This window comes from Sphingosinicellaceae bacterium (genome assembly GCA_019285715.1).
Classification (GTDB): Bacteria; Pseudomonadota; Alphaproteobacteria; order Sphingomonadales; family Sphingomonadaceae; genus Glacieibacterium.
Map to the genome: position 1 here is coordinate 752412 of CP079108.1, position 19368 is coordinate 771779.

The 19368-nt window shown below is 66.7% G+C and carries 15 protein-coding genes; 8 read left to right on the plus strand and 7 right to left on the minus strand.

The window, feature by feature from the left end; translation table 11 throughout:
• The first annotated feature begins 47 nt into the window (after positions 1-47).
• The 5 genes from KX816_03590 to KX816_03610 all read left to right on the plus strand — a co-directional run bounded on the left by KX816_03590 (position 48) and on the right by KX816_03610 (position 8058).
• Positions 48-2159 carry a TonB-dependent receptor gene (locus KX816_03590; GenBank protein ID QXQ07145.1) on the plus strand — a complete coding sequence of 704 codons (2112 nt, stop codon included), beginning with the start codon at positions 48-50 and terminating at the stop codon, positions 2157-2159.
• 24 nt (positions 2160-2183) lie between these two features.
• Positions 2184-3446, plus strand: coding sequence for a cytosine permease (locus KX816_03595; protein QXQ07146.1), 1263 nt, complete (start codon positions 2184-2186; stop codon positions 3444-3446).
• A 242-nt stretch (positions 3447-3688) separates the two neighbouring features.
• Positions 3689-4921 carry an HlyD family secretion protein gene (locus KX816_03600; GenBank protein QXQ07147.1) on the plus strand — a complete coding sequence of 411 codons (1233 nt, stop codon included), beginning with the start codon at positions 3689-3691 and terminating at the stop codon, positions 4919-4921.
• Positions 4922-6520 (plus strand): DHA2 family efflux MFS transporter permease subunit, encoded by a 1599-nt coding sequence (locus KX816_03605; protein QXQ07148.1) that lies wholly within the window; start codon positions 4922-4924, stop codon positions 6518-6520.
• On the plus strand, positions 6517-8058 hold the full coding sequence (locus tag KX816_03610; protein QXQ07149.1) for an efflux transporter outer membrane subunit: 1542 nt from the start codon (positions 6517-6519) through the stop codon (positions 8056-8058). Before KX816_03605 ends, KX816_03610 begins: the two co-directional genes overlap by 4 nt.
• A 3-nt stretch (positions 8059-8061) precedes the next feature.
• On the opposite strand, the gene KX816_03615 is transcribed toward KX816_03610, so the two are convergent.
• Both KX816_03615 and KX816_03620 read right to left on the minus strand, forming a co-directional pair.
• A complete protein-coding gene (locus tag KX816_03615; GenBank protein QXQ07150.1) occupies positions 8062-10374 on the minus strand; it encodes a TonB-dependent receptor in 2313 nt (770 codons plus the stop codon).
• 121 nt (positions 10375-10495) lie between these two features.
• Positions 10496-11476, minus strand: coding sequence for a GlxA family transcriptional regulator (locus KX816_03620; protein QXQ07151.1), 981 nt, complete (start codon positions 11474-11476; stop codon positions 10496-10498).
• A 127-nt stretch (positions 11477-11603) separates the two neighbouring features.
• On the opposite strand from KX816_03620, the gene KX816_03625 reads away from it, so the two are divergent.
• From KX816_03625 to KX816_03635, 3 genes are read left to right on the plus strand one after another with little or no spacing between them, the layout of a single operon-like run.
• Positions 11604-12734 carry an aromatic ring-hydroxylating dioxygenase subunit alpha gene (locus tag KX816_03625; GenBank protein QXQ07152.1) on the plus strand — a complete coding sequence of 377 codons (1131 nt, stop codon included), beginning with the start codon at positions 11604-11606 and terminating at the stop codon, positions 12732-12734.
• Positions 12718-14385 carry a choline dehydrogenase gene (locus KX816_03630; protein QXQ07153.1) on the plus strand — a complete coding sequence of 556 codons (1668 nt, stop codon included), beginning with the start codon at positions 12718-12720 and terminating at the stop codon, positions 14383-14385. The genes KX816_03625 and KX816_03630 overlap by 17 nt, the downstream gene beginning before the upstream one ends.
• Positions 14382-15119, plus strand: coding sequence for a class II aldolase/adducin family protein (locus KX816_03635; protein ID QXQ07154.1), 738 nt, complete (start codon positions 14382-14384; stop codon positions 15117-15119). The genes KX816_03630 and KX816_03635 overlap by 4 nt, the downstream gene beginning before the upstream one ends.
• Here the strand turns inward: KX816_03635 and KX816_03640 are convergent.
• The 5 genes from KX816_03640 to KX816_03660 all read right to left on the minus strand — a co-directional run bounded on the left by KX816_03640 (position 15107) and on the right by KX816_03660 (position 19335).
• Positions 15107-15415, minus strand: a complete 309-nt coding sequence (locus KX816_03640; GenBank protein ID QXQ07155.1) for a hypothetical protein — start codon at positions 15413-15415, stop codon at positions 15107-15109. The two genes, KX816_03635 and KX816_03640, sit on opposite strands and share 13 nt — an antisense overlap.
• Positions 15412-16995, minus strand: a complete 1584-nt coding sequence (locus KX816_03645; protein ID QXQ07156.1) for a PepSY domain-containing protein — start codon at positions 16993-16995, stop codon at positions 15412-15414. The genes KX816_03640 and KX816_03645 overlap by 4 nt, the downstream gene beginning before the upstream one ends.
• Positions 16992-17285, minus strand: a complete 294-nt coding sequence (locus KX816_03650) for a hypothetical protein (GenBank protein QXQ07157.1) — start codon at positions 17283-17285, stop codon at positions 16992-16994. The genes KX816_03645 and KX816_03650 overlap by 4 nt, the downstream gene beginning before the upstream one ends.
• A 150-nt stretch (positions 17286-17435) precedes the next feature.
• Complete coding sequence (locus tag KX816_03655; protein QXQ07158.1) at positions 17436-18329, minus strand: hypothetical protein; 894 nt, start codon at positions 18327-18329, stop codon at positions 17436-17438.
• A 142-nt stretch (positions 18330-18471) separates the two neighbouring features.
• Positions 18472-19335 carry a hypothetical protein gene (locus KX816_03660; protein ID QXQ07159.1) on the minus strand — a complete coding sequence of 288 codons (864 nt, stop codon included), beginning with the start codon at positions 19333-19335 and terminating at the stop codon, positions 18472-18474.
• Positions 19336-19368 lie beyond the last annotated feature (33 nt).

The following is a 19368-nucleotide window of genomic DNA, read 5'->3' on the forward strand; positions in this document are numbered from 1 at the left end:
AAGAGCTTTGCTGGCCGCCAGCGAAATCTTTGAAAGGGGACTATGAGATGATCGGTAACAAAACCTTGCGTTCGATCCTGCTTGCCGGCGTTGCGCTCGGTACGCCGGGACTGGCCAGCGCCGCCGACGATGCGGTCCCGGCGGCCCAGCTCAACGACATCATCGTCACCGCGCAGCGCCGCAGCGAAAAGCTGCAGGAGGTGCCAATCCAGGTGACGGTGCTGAGTGCCGAGACCATCGAGAAGGCCGGCATCAAGTCGACCGCCGACGCGCTGATGCTGGTGCCGAACGTCACCTTCGACGAGTCGTTCACCTATCTCAACAGCTTCATCACCGTGCGCGGGCTGGCGCAGATCAACAACGCCGATGCGCCCGTCGCGGTGATTGTCGACGGCGTCCCGCAGAACAGCCAGAAGCAGTTGCGGATGGACCTGTTCGACATCGAGCGGATCGAGGTGCTGAAGGGCCCTCAGGGTGGTCTCTACGGTCGCAACGCGCTGGGCGGTGCGATCAATATCGTCACCAAGCGGCCGACCAACGACTTCGAGGGCTTCCTCGATGCCAGCTACGGCAACGGCGACGCCGTCAACATCAGCGGCGCGGTGTCGGGGCCGATCATTCCCGACACCCTGCTGTTCCGGGCCAGCGGCAGCTACAAGTACGATGGCGGCCGCATCGACAACGCCTACACCGGCAAGGCGGTGGACTTCGTCAAGCACGACTACGACCTGCGCGGCCAGCTGAACTACATCGCCAGCGACCGGCTGCAGTTCGACCTGCGCGCGTCCTACCGCGATTTCTCGGCCGGCAGCATCTACGACAGCGTCGTCCTCAGCGGCGACGCCAACGATTTCCAGTCGCCGCGCTCGAACATCGAGGGCCTGTCGTTCGGCCACGTCGGCGACTACTCGTTGAAGGCCGACTACGACTTCGGCGGCGTCACGCTGACCAGCATCACCGCGCACACCGACCTGGTCGAGAGCTACCGCGGCGACCTCGATTTCGACAACCCGGTCGACTTGCCGAGTGGCTTCGCCGGGCTTGGTTTCCAGGCCGGGCAGGGTCAGGACCTGCGGCTCAAGCTGACCAGCCAGGAACTGCGACTGGTGTCGGATTCCCACAAGCCGTTTCGCTGGATCCTAGGCGGCTACTACCTTCACACCAAGCGCTCGCTGAATACCCAGGTGTTCATCGATCTCGACGGCAGCCGTGCCCAGTATGACAACCAGTCGCTGATCATCGTGCATCTGCTGGAAGACAATTCCAACGATGCCTACGCCGCCTACGGCCAGTTCGACTACGACATCAACGATGCGCTGACCCTGTCCGGCGCGCTGCGCTACGATCACGACCGGCGTGACCAGACCGACGAGATCGGCGGCGGCGAGCGCGTCGCCAACTTCTCCAAGGTCCAGCCCAAGGTCACGCTGACCTACAAGATCGACCCGTCGCACCTGCTGTACGCGACCTACAGCACCGGCTTCCGGTCCGGCGGCTACAACGCCCCGACGGTCGTAATCCCGGTCTACAAGGCGGAAACGCTGACCAACTACGAGGCCGGCTTCAAGACCAGCTGGCTCGACAACCGCCTGCGTCTTAACGGCGCCGTCTATCTCGAGAAGGACCATAATTATCAGTCGTTCTACATCGACGTGACGACCGGCTCGCAAATCATCGGCAACATCGACAGGGTCAACATCTGGGGTGTTGAGCTCGAGGCGCAGGCGCTGGTCGCCAAGGGCCTGGAACTCACCGCGGCGCTCGGTACGACCGACACCGACATCCGCCGCAACACCGCCGCGCCGGACACCGTCGGCAACCACACGCCGAAGACAACACCGTGGACGCTCAATCTCGGCGCCCAGTATAGTCGACCGATCGGCGCGGACACCAATCTCATCCTGCGCGCCGATTTCCAGCACCGGACCAAGAAATACTGGCAGGTCGACAACCTCGACGTGCAGCAGGCGGTCAACATCGTGAACCTGCGCGCCGGTATCGAAAAGGGCGCGTGGTCGCTGTACGGCTTTGGCCGCAACGTCTTCAACGTCAAATATTACAGTGACTTCAATCCTGGCAAATACTCGGGCGCGCAGTTCGACATCGGTTTTCGGGCACAGCCGGCGACGTATGGTGTCGAAGCCAAGGTGAAGTTCTAGGGGGAGCGGGTACCGGGCACCGCCATGACCACCAAGGCGGCACCCGGGGCCACCCTCGACGGCTTTGCCGCGGAACTGGTGCCCAGCGACCGGCAGGGCAGTGGCCGCAAGGTATTCTTCATCGTCGCCGGCAGCATGTGCGGGCTGCCGGCGTTTATCCTCGCGGCACGAATCTTCGATGCGTTGGGGTTCTCGGCAGGACTCGCGGCGGTCGGCATCGGCGGCGCGATCTCGGGGGTGCTCGGAGCCTGCACCGCCTGGGCGGGATCGCGCACACGGATGGGCCTGGCGATGCTCGTCGACGCCGTCCTGCCGCCTGTCGGTGCGCGCGCGGTCAAGCTGATCATCGCGCTGTCGGCAGTCGGCTGGTTCGGGGTCGGGATCAGCGTGCTCGGTGAAACCGCGGCTCACGCACTGTCGAGATTGACCGGCGTGACGGTGGCACCGCTGGCCGTCGCCGTTCCCGCCTGCTTACTGATTGCGGCAGTGACCCTGCGCGGGACACGGGGGCTGGAGCGGCTCGGCCTCGTGCTGATCCCGGCAACGCTGGCGTTCCTGGGCCTCTCCACGCTGCTCGTCTTGTCGCGCCTCGGCGAAGCGACGGCGGCGGTGGCGACCCACACGCTGAGCTTCGGCGAAGCCGTTTCCGCCGTCGTCGGCAGCTACATCGTCGGCATCGTCATCCAGCCCGACTACGGCCGCTTCGTGCGCCGGCCGATGGCCGCCGCCGGTGCTGCTGCCGCGGCGCTGGGCATCGTCTATCCGCTCGTCCTCACACTGTCCGCACTGGCCAGCAGCGTCACCCACACGCCCGAGCTGATCTCGGCGATGATCCTGCTCGGTTTCGGCGTGCCGGCGCTTGTGATCCTGGCGCTCGGCTCGGGCATCGACGCGTCCGCAAGCCTTTACTCCGGCAGCCTGTCACTCTCGAACCAGCTGCCGCGCCTGCCGTTCGCCGCCGTCATCATCGCGGCCACGCTGGTCGGCCTTGGCCTCGTCCTGCTCGGGGCCGAGACGGTGTTCATCCCGTTCCTGCTGGTGCTCGGCGTCAGCCTGCCGCCGCTGGCGATCGTCATGATCCTGGCGACGCTGACGGCGGGGGAGGCCGTCGCCGCCCCGGGCCGAGCGGCTCGAAACGCGGCGCTGGCGGCGTGGCTGGCAGGCAGTGCGGTCGGGTTTCTTACAGCGCACACCGCGATCGCCCTGACCTCGCTGCCGACGCTCGACTCCATTCTCGCGGCCGTGATCGTATTCAGTGCTGCCCGCTTCGTGCTTAAGCGCGGCTGACCGCTGCTCGCCGAATTGGCAGCCTCCGAACGTCCGCACCCGCTCTGCGACCATCCATCGCATTCTTCGAGGTCCGCCTCGGTGCCGTAAGTTCGCGCGGGTCGGGAGCGACATGCGCTGCTCTGCCGCGGCAAGACTGGAACGGAACAATTAAGCGGTCATCAGCTTCTACGTCGCGAGTTAGCCGATCGTCATCGGCACGCAGGGCCCGATAACATGGTAACACCACAGTCTCTTCGGGCATGACCAGCACTGACGAAAATAGGCAAGATCGCGACCGACCTGAACCGGATGGCCGAGATGCGGAAGCTGCTCCCGTACAGCCTGACGAGCCGCATCCCGACGACGATGCGAAGAAACCCGTGGGAAATGACGATGCTGGAAAATCTGAGCCGGCAAAGGGCGGTGACGGGGACGATGAAGAGCCCAAGGAGCCGGAGAAGCTGCCGCTCTACAAGCGCCCGCTTTTCTGGATCATCGGCGGCATCGTCCTCGTTGTCCTGATCGTCGGCGGCACGCTCTACTGGCTCCACGCCCGGCAATACACGTCGACCGACGACGCCTTCGTCGACGCGCACATCGTGCGGCTTTCAGCCGAGGTGTCCGGTCGCCTGACCGGGGTCGCGGAGCTTGATAACCGCCATGTCGTCGCTGGGCAGATTCTCGCTACCATCGAGCCGACCAGCGCCAACGCGACGCTGGAGCAGGCGCGCGGCCAGCTGGTCACGGCGCAGGCCAACGTCCGCGCCGCCGTGGCGCAGGTCGCCGCGGCGCGCGCGACCCGGGCGCAGGCGGTAGCGACCGCGCGTGGCCCCGCGGCGCAGGCCGAGCAGGCCCGGCGCGACCTCGAACGCTATCTGGCGCTGCAGCAGCTTGACCCGGCGGCGGTGGCCGGGACCCAACTCGACGCGGCCCGGGCCAACGCGCGCAACACCGAGGCGCAGGCCGCCGCGGCGCGCCGTGATATCGCCAGCCAGACCGCCAACATCGAGGTCGCGAAGAAGCAGGCGGACGCCAGCCGTGCGCAGATCATCGCCGCGCGTGCCCAGATCGCCAGTGCGTCGAACACCGTCGGCAACCTGCACATCGTCGCGCCAATCTCGGGTCAGGTCGTCAACCGCAGCGTCAACCTCGGCTCGTACGTCGCGCCGGGGCAGCAGGTCATGGCGATAGTCCCCGACCGGCTGTGGATTACTGCCAATTTCAAGGAGACGCAGCTCGTCGACATGCGCCGTGGCCAGCATGTCGACATTAAGGTCGACGCCTTCCCCGACGTCGACTTCGAGGGCCACGTCGACTCGATCCAGCGCGGCGCGGGCCAGGCCTTTGCGCTGCTGCCGCCGCAGAACGCCACCGGCAACTACGTCAAGGTCGTCCAGCGTGTGCCGGTCCGGATCCTGTTCGACCGTCCCGACCCGCGCCGCTATGCGATCGGCCCGGGCATGTCGGTGATCCCTACGGTCAAGGTCCGCTGAGTGGCGAGCGCGGCCGCGGGTGGCTGGACCGACGAGCGTTCGGCGGCGGGCGACCGCAACCCGTGGGCGATCGTCGCGGTGATCAGCATCGCGACCTTCATGGAGGTGCTCGACACCTCGATCGCTAATGTCAGCCTGACCAACATCGCCGGCGGCCTGTCGGTATCGCTCGACCAGGCGACCTGGGTGCTGACCAGCTACCTGGTCTCGAACGCGATCGTCATCCCGATCTCGGGGTGGCTGTCCGACGTCATCGGGCGCAAGCGCTATTACATGCTGTCGGTGGCGCTGTTCACGGCGGCATCGTTGCTGTGCGGGCTGGCGCCGAACATCCAGGTCCTGGTGATTGCGCGCATCCTGCAGGGCATCGGCGGCGGCGGGCTGGCACCGTCGGAGCAGTCGATTCTCGCCGACACTTTCCCGCCGGCGAAGCGCGGGCAGGCATTCGCGGCCTACGCCATCGTCGTCGTCGTCGGGCCGGTGCTCGGGCCGACGCTGGGCGGCTACATCACCGACAACATCAGCTGGCACTGGATCTTCCTGATCAACGTGCCGATCGGCATCGGCTCGCTGCTCCTCGTCAACACCTTCGTCTGCGAGCCCGAGGCGTTGAAGAAGGAGCGTGCGGCAAAGCTCAAGTCGGGCCTCAGTGTCGACTGGGTTGGCTTCCTGCTCATCGCCATCGGGCTCGGTTGCCTCGAGGTGACGCTGGACCGCGGCGAGCGCGAGGACTGGTTCGACAGCAACTTCATCCTTGTCACGGCGGCGCTGTCGGCGACCGCGCTGATCGCGCTGGTCGTGTGGGAGCTCAACCGCAAGGACCCGATCGTCAACCTGCGGCTGATGGGCAACCGCAACTTCTCGATTGCGCTGTTCGTGATGCTGACTACGGGGCTGATCCTGTTCGGGACGACGCAGTTGATCCCGCAGCTGCTGCAGGAGGTGCTGGGCTATTCCGCCACCGACGCTGGACTGGCGATGACCGTCGGCGGCATTGTCACGATCGTCGTCATGCCGCTCGTCGGGGTGCTGACCGGCAAGGTCGATACGCGGCTGTTGCTGTTTCCGGCGCTGGTGGTGACCGCACTGGCGCTGTGGAACCTGTCGCATTTCAACGCCGATATCTCGTTCTGGGACGCAGCGCAGGGGCGGCTGTTCCAGGCGGTGGCGCTGCCGTTCCTGTTCGTGCCGATCAATACCGTCGCCTTCGTCGGGCTGCCCAAGAACCAGACCAACCAGGCCTCGGCGCTCCTCAACGTGGCGCGCAATCTCGGCGGGACTTTCGGCATCTCGTGGGCGCAGACTTTGCTCGCCCAGCGTGGCCAGGTCCAGCAGTCGCGGATCGTCGAGGGGCTGAGCCCGCTCAACCCGAACTACAACGAGGGGCTGGGTAATATCGCCGGGCTGGTCGGGCAGGCGACCGATGCCAACATGACCCAGCTCGGCATCCTCTACAGCCAGGTCCAGAAGCAGGCGCAGACGCTCGCCTTCCTCGACACCTTCCACGCGTTGATGATCTTCGTCATCATCGTCGCGCCGCTGACCCTGTTCCTGCGCCCGCCCAAGCCCGGCGAAGGCGGCGGGGAGGGCGGGGCATGAAGCGCGCCGGCATCCTCCTCGCCCTGCTCGCCAGCGCCTGCACGGTCGGCCCGGACTACGCGCCGCCCGCCCTGCCGACGCCCCCGGCCTACGGCGAGCCGCAGTCGACCGATACGCGCCCGTTCGACATCGCGAGATGGTGGCAGGGCTTCGGCGATCCCGAGCTGAACCGGCTCATCGCCATCGCGCTCGCCGACAGCCTCGACATCCAGACCGCGGCGTCGCGCATCCGGCAGGCACGCACCGACGTTCGCATCGCCCGCGCCGAGGGCTTGCCGACCGTCGATGCGATGGCGGGGGACAATTACATCAAGCTCAGCAAGAACGCCGGCATCTCCTCGCTGGCGAGCCAGTTCGGCGGTGGGGCGAGCGGCGGCGGCGCGGCCGGCGGGGGTTCATCCGGCTCCGGCGGCGGAATCGCGCTACCGGGCGGCGGTATCAACACCTTCTCGCTGGGCTTCGATGCGACCTGGGAGCTCGACCTGTTCGGCGGTGTCCGGCGCGGCATCGAAGGCGCCGTCGCTCGCGTTGATGCGGCCGTGTGGAATGCCCGCGATGCGCAGGTGACGCTGACCTCCGAAGTCGCCGACGCCTATCTCCAGCTCCGCCTCGCGCAGAACCGGGAACTCGTCGCCAAGGCCGAGATCGCCCGCCAGACGCGCAGCCTCGACCTGCTGGTCAAGACGGCTACGGTAGGGCTCGTGCCGGAGAGCAACTTGCTCCAGCAGCGCACGCAGCTTGCGGCCGCGCAGGCGACGCTGCCGCAGATCCTCACCGAGGAACACGTCCAGATGCACGCGCTGAGCGTACTGCTCGCCAAGGCGCCTGACACGCTGACCGCCGAGCTGTCGCAACGCCGCGTCGACCCGCCGGTACCCCCGGTTATTCCGCCCGGCCTGCCCTCCGAACTGCTGCGCCGCCGTCCCGACATCCGCGCCGCCGAACGCAATCTTGCCGGCGCTACCGCGGATATCGGGGTCGCGGTGGCCGATCTCTATCCGAAGCTGTCGCTAACCGGCGCGGCGGAGCTGCTGTCGTCGTCGCTGTCGAAGCTGTTTACCGCGGACTCGATCCAGATCACCGGCGGCGCGGCGCTCAGCTTTCCGCTCCTCGACTGGGGCCGCCGCAAGGCGACCGTCCGCGCCCGGCGCGAGGCCGCGACCCAAGCCTATCTCGATTATCAGCGGACCGTGCTCGCGGCGCTGCGCGACGTCGACGATGCGCTGGTCCGGATTGCCACCGAGCAGCAGCGCGTCGCGGTGCTCACGGCGGGCGTCGTCGATGCCGAGCGGTCCGTCCACGCCGTGCAGGCGCGCTATGTCTCCGGCCTCGAGAACCTGACCGCGGTCCTCGACGCCCAGCAAGCGTTGCTTCAAACGCGCGACACGCTGGCGCAAAGCGACGGTGCCCTGCGCCGCGACACGGTCTCGCTCTACAAGGCGCTCGGCGGCGGCTGGTCGGACATGCCCGTCCCCGATGCGCCCAGGCCGCGCGATAAAAAGCGCTTTCCGGACGCCACAGGCGCTTCCGGATCGTAAGCGTCAGCTGCCGAAGCGCACAGTCCCGGTCAGGCCCCAGACCCGCGGCTTGGCATAGACGCCGCTGGCGTTGCCGGCGAACAGCGAGCTGTCGTAGCCGTAGACCCGGTATTGCTCCGAGAAGACGTTGTTGAGGAAGGCCGCGACTTCCCAGCGCTCGGTCGCATAGCCGATGCGCGCGTTGACGACGTTGTAGCTGCCTTCGCGCTCGACGGGGGCGCACAGCACGGTGAAGCAGAACTTGCCAGAATGCTGCGCGTCGACCTGCACCGAGGCAGTGCCGCCCGCGACCGCGAATTCGTAGCGGACCAGCGCGTTGCCGGAGAAGCCGGGGGCCTGCGGCAGGTCGTGGCTGACCACGGTGACGAGGTCGGGGAGCGTGATGTCCTTGACCTTGGTATCGAGGAACTGCGCACTCAGCTGCAGCGTCAGGCCCTTGACCGGCCGGGTCGCGAATTCGGCCTCAAGGCCCTTCGACCGCGCCTGCTTGTTCACCACCGTCTGCACCGTCGCGTACTGCGCGAACGCCTGGTAGTCCTTGTAGTGGTAGTAGAAGGCCGCGACGTTCAGCGTCGTCCCGGGCGCCAGCGTCATCTTCGCGCCCGCCTCGTAGGAGTCGAGCTTCTCGGGCTTGTACGGAATGCCGTTCAGCGTCGCGACTTCGGAGCCCGGGAAGGGCGTGCCGGTGCCGAAGGTGAAACCGCCGGACTTCGAACCGCGGTTATAGCTCAGGTACAGCAGGATGTTGTCCGTCGGCTTGTAGTCGGCTTCAGCGCGCCAAGTCAGGCCGTCGTAGGTCGGTGTCGCGTCGGCGGTAGTGGTGATAATGCCCGTGGTCGGCTGGAGCACGCCGAACGAGCCATAGCCGACCTGATCGGGGTTGAAGATGATCGACACGCCGGTCGACGGCTCGGACGCGAAGTAGCGGCCCTTCTTCTTGTCATGCCAATAGCGGATGCCGCCGATCAGTTTGAACTGGTCGGTGATCGCGAACTCGTCCTGCGCAAAGACGGCGAAGGAGCGCGTCTTCTGCGAGAAGTCGGCGCGCGGGTCGTAGCCGTAGAACGGGTCCGAATATTTCCCGAAATAGTCGCCGTTGATCAGCATGCCGAAGGCACCGAGGGTAAGCTGGTTCCTGCCGAGGTCGGCGTTCAGGCGGATCTCCTGCGAGCCCTGGTCGATCTTGGAGCCCTGGTAGAAGTAGATCCCCGCCAGCGGCGAGGCGTCGGCGTCCTCGGTGTAGAACTTCTTGCCGTGCTGGTAGTCGGTGATCGAGATCAATGAGATCCGGTCGGTCAGATTGGCCTCGATCTTCAGCGTCGCGCCGAAGTTGCGGCGGTCGACATAGCTCGGCGCGGTCGCTGCGGTCTTGTACACCGAACCACCGCGCGTCGGGTCGATCGCGTCGTTGCGGTAGCCTGAACCGGTCTCGCCCGGGCCGGTGCCCCAGTAGGCGCAGCTTTCGTTGGGGCCGAGGACCTCGCCTTGGAAGTTGGCGTTCGGGCAAGCCGCGATCAGCGGGTACATGCCCGCCTGCCGCTCCTTCGGCGCGCGCAGGTAGCGCAGCGTCAGGCTGGTCTTGATGTCCGACGTCGGCTGCCAGGCGATGATGCCGCGCAGGGCATAATGGTTGTTCGCGCCGACGTTCTTGAAGCCCGGGTTGATGTTGTCGATATAGCCCTTGTCGCGGTCGCGGATGCCCGCCAGGCGGACCTGCAGATTGTCGGCGAGCGGGCCGGTGACCGCCGCCTCGGTGACAATCTGGCCGTAGCGCCCGACGGTCACCGTCGCATAGCCCCCGAAATCCTTGCTCGGCTGGTTGGAGATGAACTGCACTGCACCGCCCGTCGCATTACGCCCGAACAATGTGCCCTGCGGCCCGCGCAGCACCTCGACCCGCGCCAGGTCGAAGACCGGGAAGCTGGCGAGGTTGATCGAGCTCGAATAGCTGTCGTCCTGATAGACCGCGACCGGCGGTTCCTGCTGGTCGCCGTAGTCGTTCTGGCTGACGCCGCGAATGTTGTAGACCACCTGCGCGGACGAATAGGCATTCATCTTGAGCGTCGGGATCGCTCGCGTGATGTCGCTCGCGGACGTGATGTTGAAGTCCTTGAGGCTCTCGCTGGTCAGCGCGGTGACCGCGATGCCGACGTCCTGCAGCCGCTGCTCGCGGCGCTGGGCGGTAATGACGATATCGCCGGTATCGGCTTCCGCCGCTGCCGCCGTGACCTGCGCCACGAGCGGGACGGGACAGGCGGCCAGCACGCCGAGCCATACGGCTGCCCCGCAACGGATCGAGCGATTTAACTTGACCATGTTGAGGCCCCCTTGATCGAAAGGTTGCAGCTTTCGCCAATGTCGTCCTGCACATTTGCGACATCTTCGGTGACAATCCGACAGACATGCTGCGCTGCGAAAACTTACCCGCGAGTTGTGCTTACCGTGCCACGGCGGCGTATCGAAACACCGGAGCGGTCGTCGACTGGCGCCGGTCTGTACTCGGCGAACAGCCGAAGGTCCGCCGATAGAGACGCGAGAAATACGCCGGCGAGGCGAACCCGCAGGCGATCGAGATGTCGGTGACGCTGGCCTCGGTCTGCTGGAGGAGCTGGTGGGCGCGCGCCAGCCGCAGCAGCAGGTACTCGGCTACTACCGAGCGCCCGAGCTCGCGGTCGAAGCGCCGCTCGATCTGGCGCAGCGACAGCCCGACATGGGCCGCGATCGCGTGGCACGGTAGCGGCTCCTCGAGATGGTCGCGCATGATCGCCTGCGCCGCCGCGACCCGGGCATCGGCGACCGCGAGCCGCGCCGCGCGCGCCGGGCGTTGCGGGCTGGCGGCGTCGCGCGCGCGACCGAGCAGCAGATGGTCGGCGACCTCACCTGCGAGTTCGGGCAGGCCCTGCCAGCCGATCCACGCCACCATCAGGTCGAGGATCGCCGCCGCCCCGGCGCAGCTCAGCCGCCGCCCACTGCGCGCGAACAACTGGTCGACGGCGCGGACCTTGGGGTAGCGTTCCTCGAAGCCGACGCGGTTGTCCCAGTGGATCGCCGCCTCCAGGCCGTCGAGCAGTCCTGCCTCTGCCAGCACCAGGCTGCCATTCTCGATGCCGCCGACTTCGGCCCCGGCGCGCGCCGTGCGGCGCAGCCAGGCGAGGACCGCCGCGTCGCGGACGACGTGGTGCGGATCGAAGCTCGCCAGTACGAACACCGTCGCGCTGCCCGCGGCGCTGGCGAGGTCACCGTCGACGGGCGCGAGCACGCCGTTGCTGGCGCGGACCGGCTGGCCGTCGCGCGACACGATCGTCCATTCGAACAAGGTTCGCTGCTCCAGCCAGTTGGCGAGGAACAACGGCTCGATCGCCGCGGCGAGGCCGAGGTGCGAGAATTCGGGCATCAGCAGGAAAGCGAGCTTGTGCACGACGCGGAGGGTAACGCCGACTGCGGGCGCGCCTGTAACGATTTCGACACCACGGTGACGTTTTCCGGCAAGTCATGCGGGACTGGTTCGCTAGGGTTGGCGGCAGCCGATCATGCGAGACACGCCGATGGACACCGACGCCCTATGGACCGAGGCCGACCAGCAGGCCGGTTTCGCGCTGCCGTCGCGCTATTTCTACGACGAGGACATCTACCGGCGCGAGCGCACGGAGATCTTCTTCAAGTCGTGGCACCTGGTGGCGCACGTCAACGAGCTGCACACCCCCGGCGCGTTCGTCACCCACGACATCTTCGACCAGAGCGTGCTCGTGCAAGCCGGCAAGGACGGTACGATCCGCGCCTTCCACAACGTCTGCCAGCACCGCGGCAACCGGCTCGTCGAGGCGCGTCGCGGCACGTCCCCGGCGACCGTCTGCGGCTATCACGCCTGGACCTATGAACTCGACGGAGCCTTGCGCGGTGCGCCCCGCAGCGCCTGCGTTCCCGGCTTCGACAAGGCCAAGTTCGGGCTCAAGCCGGTGCGTGTCGAGGTCTTCGCGTCCTTCGTGTTCGTCAATCTCGATGCTGACGCCCTCCCGCTCGCCGAGACCGCACCGACCGCGGAGGCGATCATCCGCCGCTTCATCCCCGACCTCGACCGGCTGGTGCTGATCGAGGAGGTCGACGTCCCCGTGCCCGCCAACTGGAAGGTCATCCAGGAGAATTCGATCGAGGGCTATCACTTCGATTACTCGGGACCGCACCATAAGACGCTGGTCGATTTGATCGATTTCGCCGGCTACGACCTGCAGGAACACGGCGACTGGTGGACCTATATCGGGCCGCCGAAGCCGGACACGACCGAGGCCTATGGCGTGCCGCTGGCGAGCGCGACCTGGCAGACCGACGCGTTCTTCAACATCGGGCTGTGGCCGAACACGACGATCTACGCCTTCCCCTATGCGGACGTCGTCGGCACCTTCATCATGAACCCGACCGGCCCCGAGACCTCGTCGCTGCGCTTCGGCTATTACGGGGTCGAGGGGCGTATCCTGCCGGAGGTCAGCAAGGCCTGCATCCGCTGGATGAACGAGGATCTGGGTCCAGAGGACATCCGCCTCAACGTCTCGAACCAGAAGGGCCTGCGCTCGATAGGCTTCGACCACGGCGTCTACATGATCGGCGACGGCCTCGACAACCGCAGCGAAAAGCTCGTCCGTCATTTCCACAGATTGTGTCACGATGCCGTCAACCGCTGAGGCCTACGACTATGTGATCGTCGGGGCCGGGTCGGCGGGGTGCGTCCTCGCCGCGCGGCTGACCGAGGATCAGGCGGTGCGCGTGCTGTTGCTCGAGGCGGGGCCGCCGGACCGCAGCTGGCGCATCGACATGCCAGCGGCGGTCGGCTCGCTGCTGTCGTCCGACCGCTTCAACTGGGCCTATGTCTCCGATCCCGAACCGCATCTGGGCGGGCGGCGGCTGGCGCATCCGCGCGGGCGGGTGCTCGGCGGCTCGTCGTCGATCAACGGCATGGTCTATATCCGCGGCCACGCGCGCGACTACGACGGCTGGGCACAAGCGGGCCTCGCGGGCTGGAGCTACGCCGACATCCTGCCCTACTTCAAGCGCGCCGAGGGGCACCTGCTCGGCGGCGATGCCTATCATGGCGGCGACGGGCCGCTGGCAGTGCACGCGCCCGAGATCGCGGCCACGCCGCTTGCCGCCGCCTTCGTCCGGGCGGCGGCGGAGGCCGGCTATCCGCTGTCGCCCGACGTCAACGGCGCGCAGCAGGAGGGTTTCGGCCGCATCGACCGCACCACGCGCAACGGCCGCCGCTGGAGCGTCGCGAAGGCGTACCTCTACCCGGCTCGGTCGCGTTCCAACCTCGTCGTCCGGACCGGCGCGCTCGTTCACCGCATCGTCGTTGACCAGGGCCGCGCCGCCGGGGTCGTCGTTGCGGTTGGCGGCACCACGAGCGAAATCCGGGCGACCCGCGAGGTCATCGTCGCGGCGGGCGCGATCAATTCGCCGCAGCTTCTGCAACTGTCGGGCATCGGCGATCCAGAGCATCTCGCCAGCGTCGGCATCCCGCTCACCCACGCGCTGCCTGCGGTCGGTGCCAACCTCAACGATCATCCCGATATCGTCATCCAGCACCGCTGCCGCGACGCGAGCTCGCTGTTCGGGATCAATCGCGGCCTGCGCAAGGTTGCCACCGGCCTGCGCTGGTTCGCGCGGCTGGACGGCCCCGCTGGCTCCAACCACTTCGAGGCGGGCGGCTTCCTGCGCAGCCGCGCCGGGATCGAGCATCCCGACCTCCAGCTGACCTTCATGCCGATCGCGATCCAGCCCGGCACGGTCGACGATGTCGGCGGCCACAGCTTCCAGGTCCATATCGACCTGATGCGACCGCGCAGCCTTGGCCGGGTACGGATCACCAGCGCTGATCCCACGACGCCGCCTTCGATCCTGTTCAACTATCTCGCCGATCCGCAGGACCGGGCCGACCTGCGCCAGTCGGTGCGGCTGACCCGCGAAATCCTTGCGCAGCCGGCGCTCGACCGGTTTCGCGGCGCGGAGATCTTTCCCGGCCCGGAAGTCGCCAGCGACGACGCCATCGACGCCTGGCTGAACGACGCGGTGGAGACCTGCTATCACCCGGTCGGTACCTGCCGAATGGGCCGCGACGCGCTCGGCTCGGTCGTCGACGGGACCTTGCGCGTCCACGGCCTTGAAGGCTTGCGCGTCGTCGATGCCTCGATCATGCCCGCGATTGTCAGCGGCAATACCAACGCCCCGACGGTCATGATCGCCGAGAAGGCGAGCGACATCATCCGGGGCCGGGTACCATTGCAGCGCGAGGACGTGCCAGTCTGGATTCACCCGAAGTGGGAGAGTGCGCAGCGATGACCGGGTTCGATCATCAACAGGCGCGGGTCGACCTCGCCGCCGCGTTTCGCTGGTTCGCGCGGCTCGGCATGCACGAGTCCGTCGCCAACCACCTGTCTATCGCGGTGTCGGACGACGGCGCGCGCTTCCTGGTCAATCCGCGCGGTCGCCATTTCGCCCGCGTCCGGGCGAGCGACCTGCTGCTGCTCGACGCGAACGACGCGGCGACGATGGACCGGCCCGACGCTCCCGACCCGACCGCCTGGCACCTGCATTCGCGGCTGCACGCATTACTCCCGCAGGCGCGCTGTATAATGCACCTCCATTCGAAGTACGCGACCGCGCTCGCCTGCCTCGCCGACCCGTCGATGCCGGCGATCGACATGAACACCGCGCGTTTCACTGGCCGGATGGCGATCGACGACGCGTTCGGGGGCATGGCGCTGTCGAACGCCGAGGGTGACCGCGTCGCCGGGCTACTCGGCGGCGGCAAGACGGTCCTGCTGATGGCCAATCACGGCGTCCTCGTCGTCGGGCCGACGGTGGCGGACGCGTTCGACGAGCTGTATTATTTCGAGCGTGCCGCCGAGACGTTGTTGACCTGCTACGCCACCGGTCGCGCGTTGCGCATCCTGCCCGATGCGGTGGCGCAGCGGACCGAGGTCGATTGGCGCAGCTACGGGCAGTTGGCGGTCGACCATCTCGCGGAGGTCAAGGCGATCCTCGACGTCGAAACGCCCGACTATCGGGGATGAACGGGCGGCGTCGTGAAAGCCGCGCGGCGTCCTGAAGATAATGCGCCGAACGCGAGCACGATCAACCAGCCGATGAGGCCGCAGCCACCGAGCCAGATCAGGAAGCCAGCGGCATCGCCGACCGCGATAAAATAAGCACCCGGGAGGCAGATGAGCGCGGCGAGCAGCCAGCGCAATGGGGTGCCCCGCGCGGCGATCCGATTCCCGGCGGCGCGCCGCCGCTTCGGATCGCTCCGGCAAAGGCTGATTATCAGGATCGCCGAGACGGCGATGGCGGCGAGCGGGGCGGGGATCATTCGGCGGGCTGCAAGGCGACAATGTTCGACGGCCGGTCCTGCGGGTCGCGGACCAGCAACCACAGCATCCCTCCGCCCGCGGCCGCCAGCGCAATGTCGACCGCGATGATGACCGGCTGGCCGGCATCAAAGGTGTCGGACCAGCCCGGACCGCCGGTCGCGAGCCGGACCACCGGCAACGCGAGCAAGGTCGCGCCGGTGACCGCCTTGAGCAGCCGGTCGAGCTGTGTATTCGAACGTGCCACGAAGCCGCCGGCGACTGCCAGGCCCGCCGCGATCAGGAAGGCCGCCGGCGTCCAGTAGACCGCCGAACCCTGCGGCATCGCCAGCAGGAAACCGACCGCTGCCGCTGCCAGTCCGAAGGGGAGGCCGAAGCCGACAACGGTGACCGCGCGCTCGAGCCAGTCGAGCGAACGCTGGCGCTCGCGGCGGCGTACCAGCCACAGCCTGAGGCCGGTGAACGTGACGTAACACATCGCAAAACCGAGGCCGAACCACATGGCCTTCGACAACACTCCAGCGAAATTGCCGAAGTGCACGGGCCCCATGATGCCGGCCGCGGTCCCGCCCATCGACGGCCGGGTGCCGATCAGCGGCTTGATGCGGTCGAAGTTCGCGGTGGCGCCCGAATACGCGAGGGTCATCGGCGCGAGGTCGCCCGGTCGGGCCGGGTGAAAGGTGGTCACGGCGGCGTCGGCGCGACCGAAGTTCTCGATCGTCATGAAATTCGGGGCTTCACCGGTGCGGCGCGTCGCGTCGCTGGTGAGGCGGTCGAGGTTGCCGAGTGGACTAGGCGTTGTGTTGGTCTTTGCGGGATTGCCGAACACCGCTTCGCTCAGGGCTTGCTGGTCGCCGCCGAACGCCGCCATCGCGACGATCGGCACGCCGATGGTGCCGAAGAACGAAAAGAAGCTGCCCGTAAACGCCAGGACGAAGGCGAATGGCAGGCTCCAGGTTCCGGCGACGCTGTGACGGTCGCGATTGGCCAGCACTGGGCTGACGTTGCGCCGCAGCGTGAAGACGTCCTTGAACAGATGGCGATGGATCAGCAGGCCGGAGATCGCCGCGACCAGCATGGTCAGCCCGAGGATGCCGGTCAGCAGCAGCCCCCAGGGGTCGGGCAGGCGCAGTCGGACATGCGTGTCGACCAGGAAGCTGCTCAGCGCATCGTCGTTGCGGGGACCAAAGACATCTTCGCCGGTGCCTTCGCGCTGGCTGACGATCCGGCCGGCGCGGTCGAGCTGGTAATAGATGCCGCGGCTGGTCGGCTGGCCACCCGGCGCGACCTCGTCGTGATGAAAGTAGGCCCCGAGGCCGTGGTCGCCGACCTCGAACAGGTTGATGTCGGCGCGGTATTTCGCGGGCGTGCGGGCAGTAAGCTCGCGGACGGACCGGTCGATCGGTCCCTCGAACGCTGAGCGCGTCTCGACGCGTCCGGCGGACCAAATGCCGATCTCGTCGGCGAACACCGCCGTCATGCCGGTCAGCACCACCGCATACAGCAGCAGGCCGAGCACGATCCCAGACCAGCCGTGGATGGCGACGAGAAGCTTGGTCTCGTGCTTGGGCAGGTGGATCATGAAAGCGGCTTCACGGCGGCGACCGGGCGGTCGAGAAACTTGTCCGCGATCAGCGCGGCATGGACTGCGAACAGGCCGAACGCGACCAGTGCGACGCGGCCGATGCGAGGGTCGAGGCAGGCATGGAAGAACAGCGCCGCCCAGATCAGCGGCACCAGCAGCAGCGGCAGCACGAGGTTATCGATGCCAGCAGCGCCGCCGGGCAGCCACAACGCCATCCCCGCCATGACCACCAGGGCAACGAACACCGCACCGGGTCCCGCAATGCCGATCCGGACCCATTTCGTCACAGCCGAAGACACGATGACCAGCCACCCCCTTGGTTCAAGCGGCAGGTGTCGCGATGTGCATCGACCCGCCGGTAGCGAAGCCGATAACACGAGTGATAACTATTCTCAATATTAACTGAGAGGCGGCGTCAGGCCCTCGCCGAGTTACGACTAGGCGTCGATCGCTTCGCGGATCAGCCTTCGCGCCCTCGTCGACAGTTCCTGGTAGGGCAGCGTCGAATCGAGGTCGACGATCCGTGCCCCGTTGAAACGAAGGCGCGGCGTCACCGCGACCTTTGCTATCAGCGAGTTGAGCTTGTGGTCGGGTTTCCGGCGATAGGCGGTGGCGGCATCGATGTTGAGCCTGATCACGAGGTCGGGGCGGTAGTCGACCATCAGGTCGTACATCCGGCGCTCGCGGCTCGCGAGCCAGGCGACGAACCAGCCGCCGGCACGCGCGGCGGACAGTCCGGGGCCGTCGTAGAACCCCATCACTTCGGTCTGCGGGTAACGGTCGGTGACGACGATCACGCCGCGCCGCCGCAGCGCCAGCACCCTGCGGAAACGGCGACGCCTTGCCAGCGAGAAGCCGAACACGACCAGCGCGGTCACGACACCGGGAATTTTCTTCCCGGCCGTCCGGGTCTGCGTCGCCTTCTTCGCAAGCTTCGCTTCGATTGCCGGTCCGACCAGTGGCCAGCGCTTGATCCGCTCGCCCATCTCCCCCGAGCCGAGGCCAAGGTAGCATAACGCGACGGCGTGATCGGTCCCTAGCCAGCCCGTGACGTCACTCGACAAGGTGCTCTTGCCCGCGCCGTCGCAGCCGACGATCGCGATCAGGGGGGCCAGGTTTTCAACCGCATCGTCGCGAAGGAACTCGTTGATCGACGCAAAGCCAAGGACGAGTGCCGCGATTCCGGAAGAGCCTTCGAGCAGCAGATGGTCGCTCTGGGTCTTGAACAGCAGCAGGGCCAGTATTGCAAAACCGAGGGCAGCCAGGCCGCCGAGACGCGGATTGAAGCCGGTGGCTGCGCTCCCTCGGCCAGCTATTGAGTGTCCGATCATCGCGCTCCTTCAAGGAAGCCGAGATAGGACGTCGACGCTAAATTGTCACAAATCTGCAAAGAAAAATGCATATTGCGTCATTATGACGCATGCGGGTTCAGGACCAGGGGTCTTTGCGGATCGCGTTTTTGGGTTGCCGAGACTAATCGGGACGCGGGTAATGCGCCGTCAGGACGTCGAGCCGTCGCCGAATCTCGGCGGGGAAGGCGAACTCCTCGGTGGCATAATCCTGGAGGCCGCTGTGGCGCCGGACGATCAGCTCATCATGATAGCGACCCATCAAGCCGTTGATGACGCTCAGGTATGCGAAGACATCGTCGTGGTAGGCCGACGGGTAAAGCGTCGCGAGGCCGACGTAGAGCGAAGCCTGGCGACTGATGATCTTGCGGATGTCGTGGAAGTCGCGACCGGCTGTGTGCGAAAGCGCCAGCCGTGACCGGACAGTCTCCATCTCCCCAACGACATAACGCCGAAAATCCGCGACGGTGGTGGGCTGCAGTCCGTCGAATTCATGCTCCAGCGCGGCGTAGGCCGGCCGGGTCAGCAGCAGCCTGACCAACAAGGCGCGGTAGCCGATCGCGGCCCGGCGGTTGTTTTTGAAATCATCCTGGAGGTGGCCCATCACCGCGGTGATGAAGTTGAAGCGCCGGGGATAGCGGTGACGCGCGTCGGCGTTGGCGAAGGCGAAGCGCAGCTGCTTGAATTTCGCCCGCGCGTACTTGAACGCAAGCTGCTCGTCGCGGTCCAGATGCCGCTCCGCAAACAGATGCGCGATGGTTCGGTCGAAGGCCACACGGTCGACACCCGTCGCCCAGACCTGGTGGCAGATCCGGAAGCACTCGATCAGCTGGTCTTGCGTGTAGTCGAAGTGAACCACGGGCATCGTGTCGACCGACAGGTCGATATCGTCATTGACGAGCACCCGGTCGAATAGCGCCGCGCACTGCCCGGTCGTGAAGGGCGGGCGGGTGCGCCACGAGGCCAGTGGTCTTTCGTTCGAACTCATCAAGCAGCTCTCGTTGTGTCGGGTGGCCGTTCG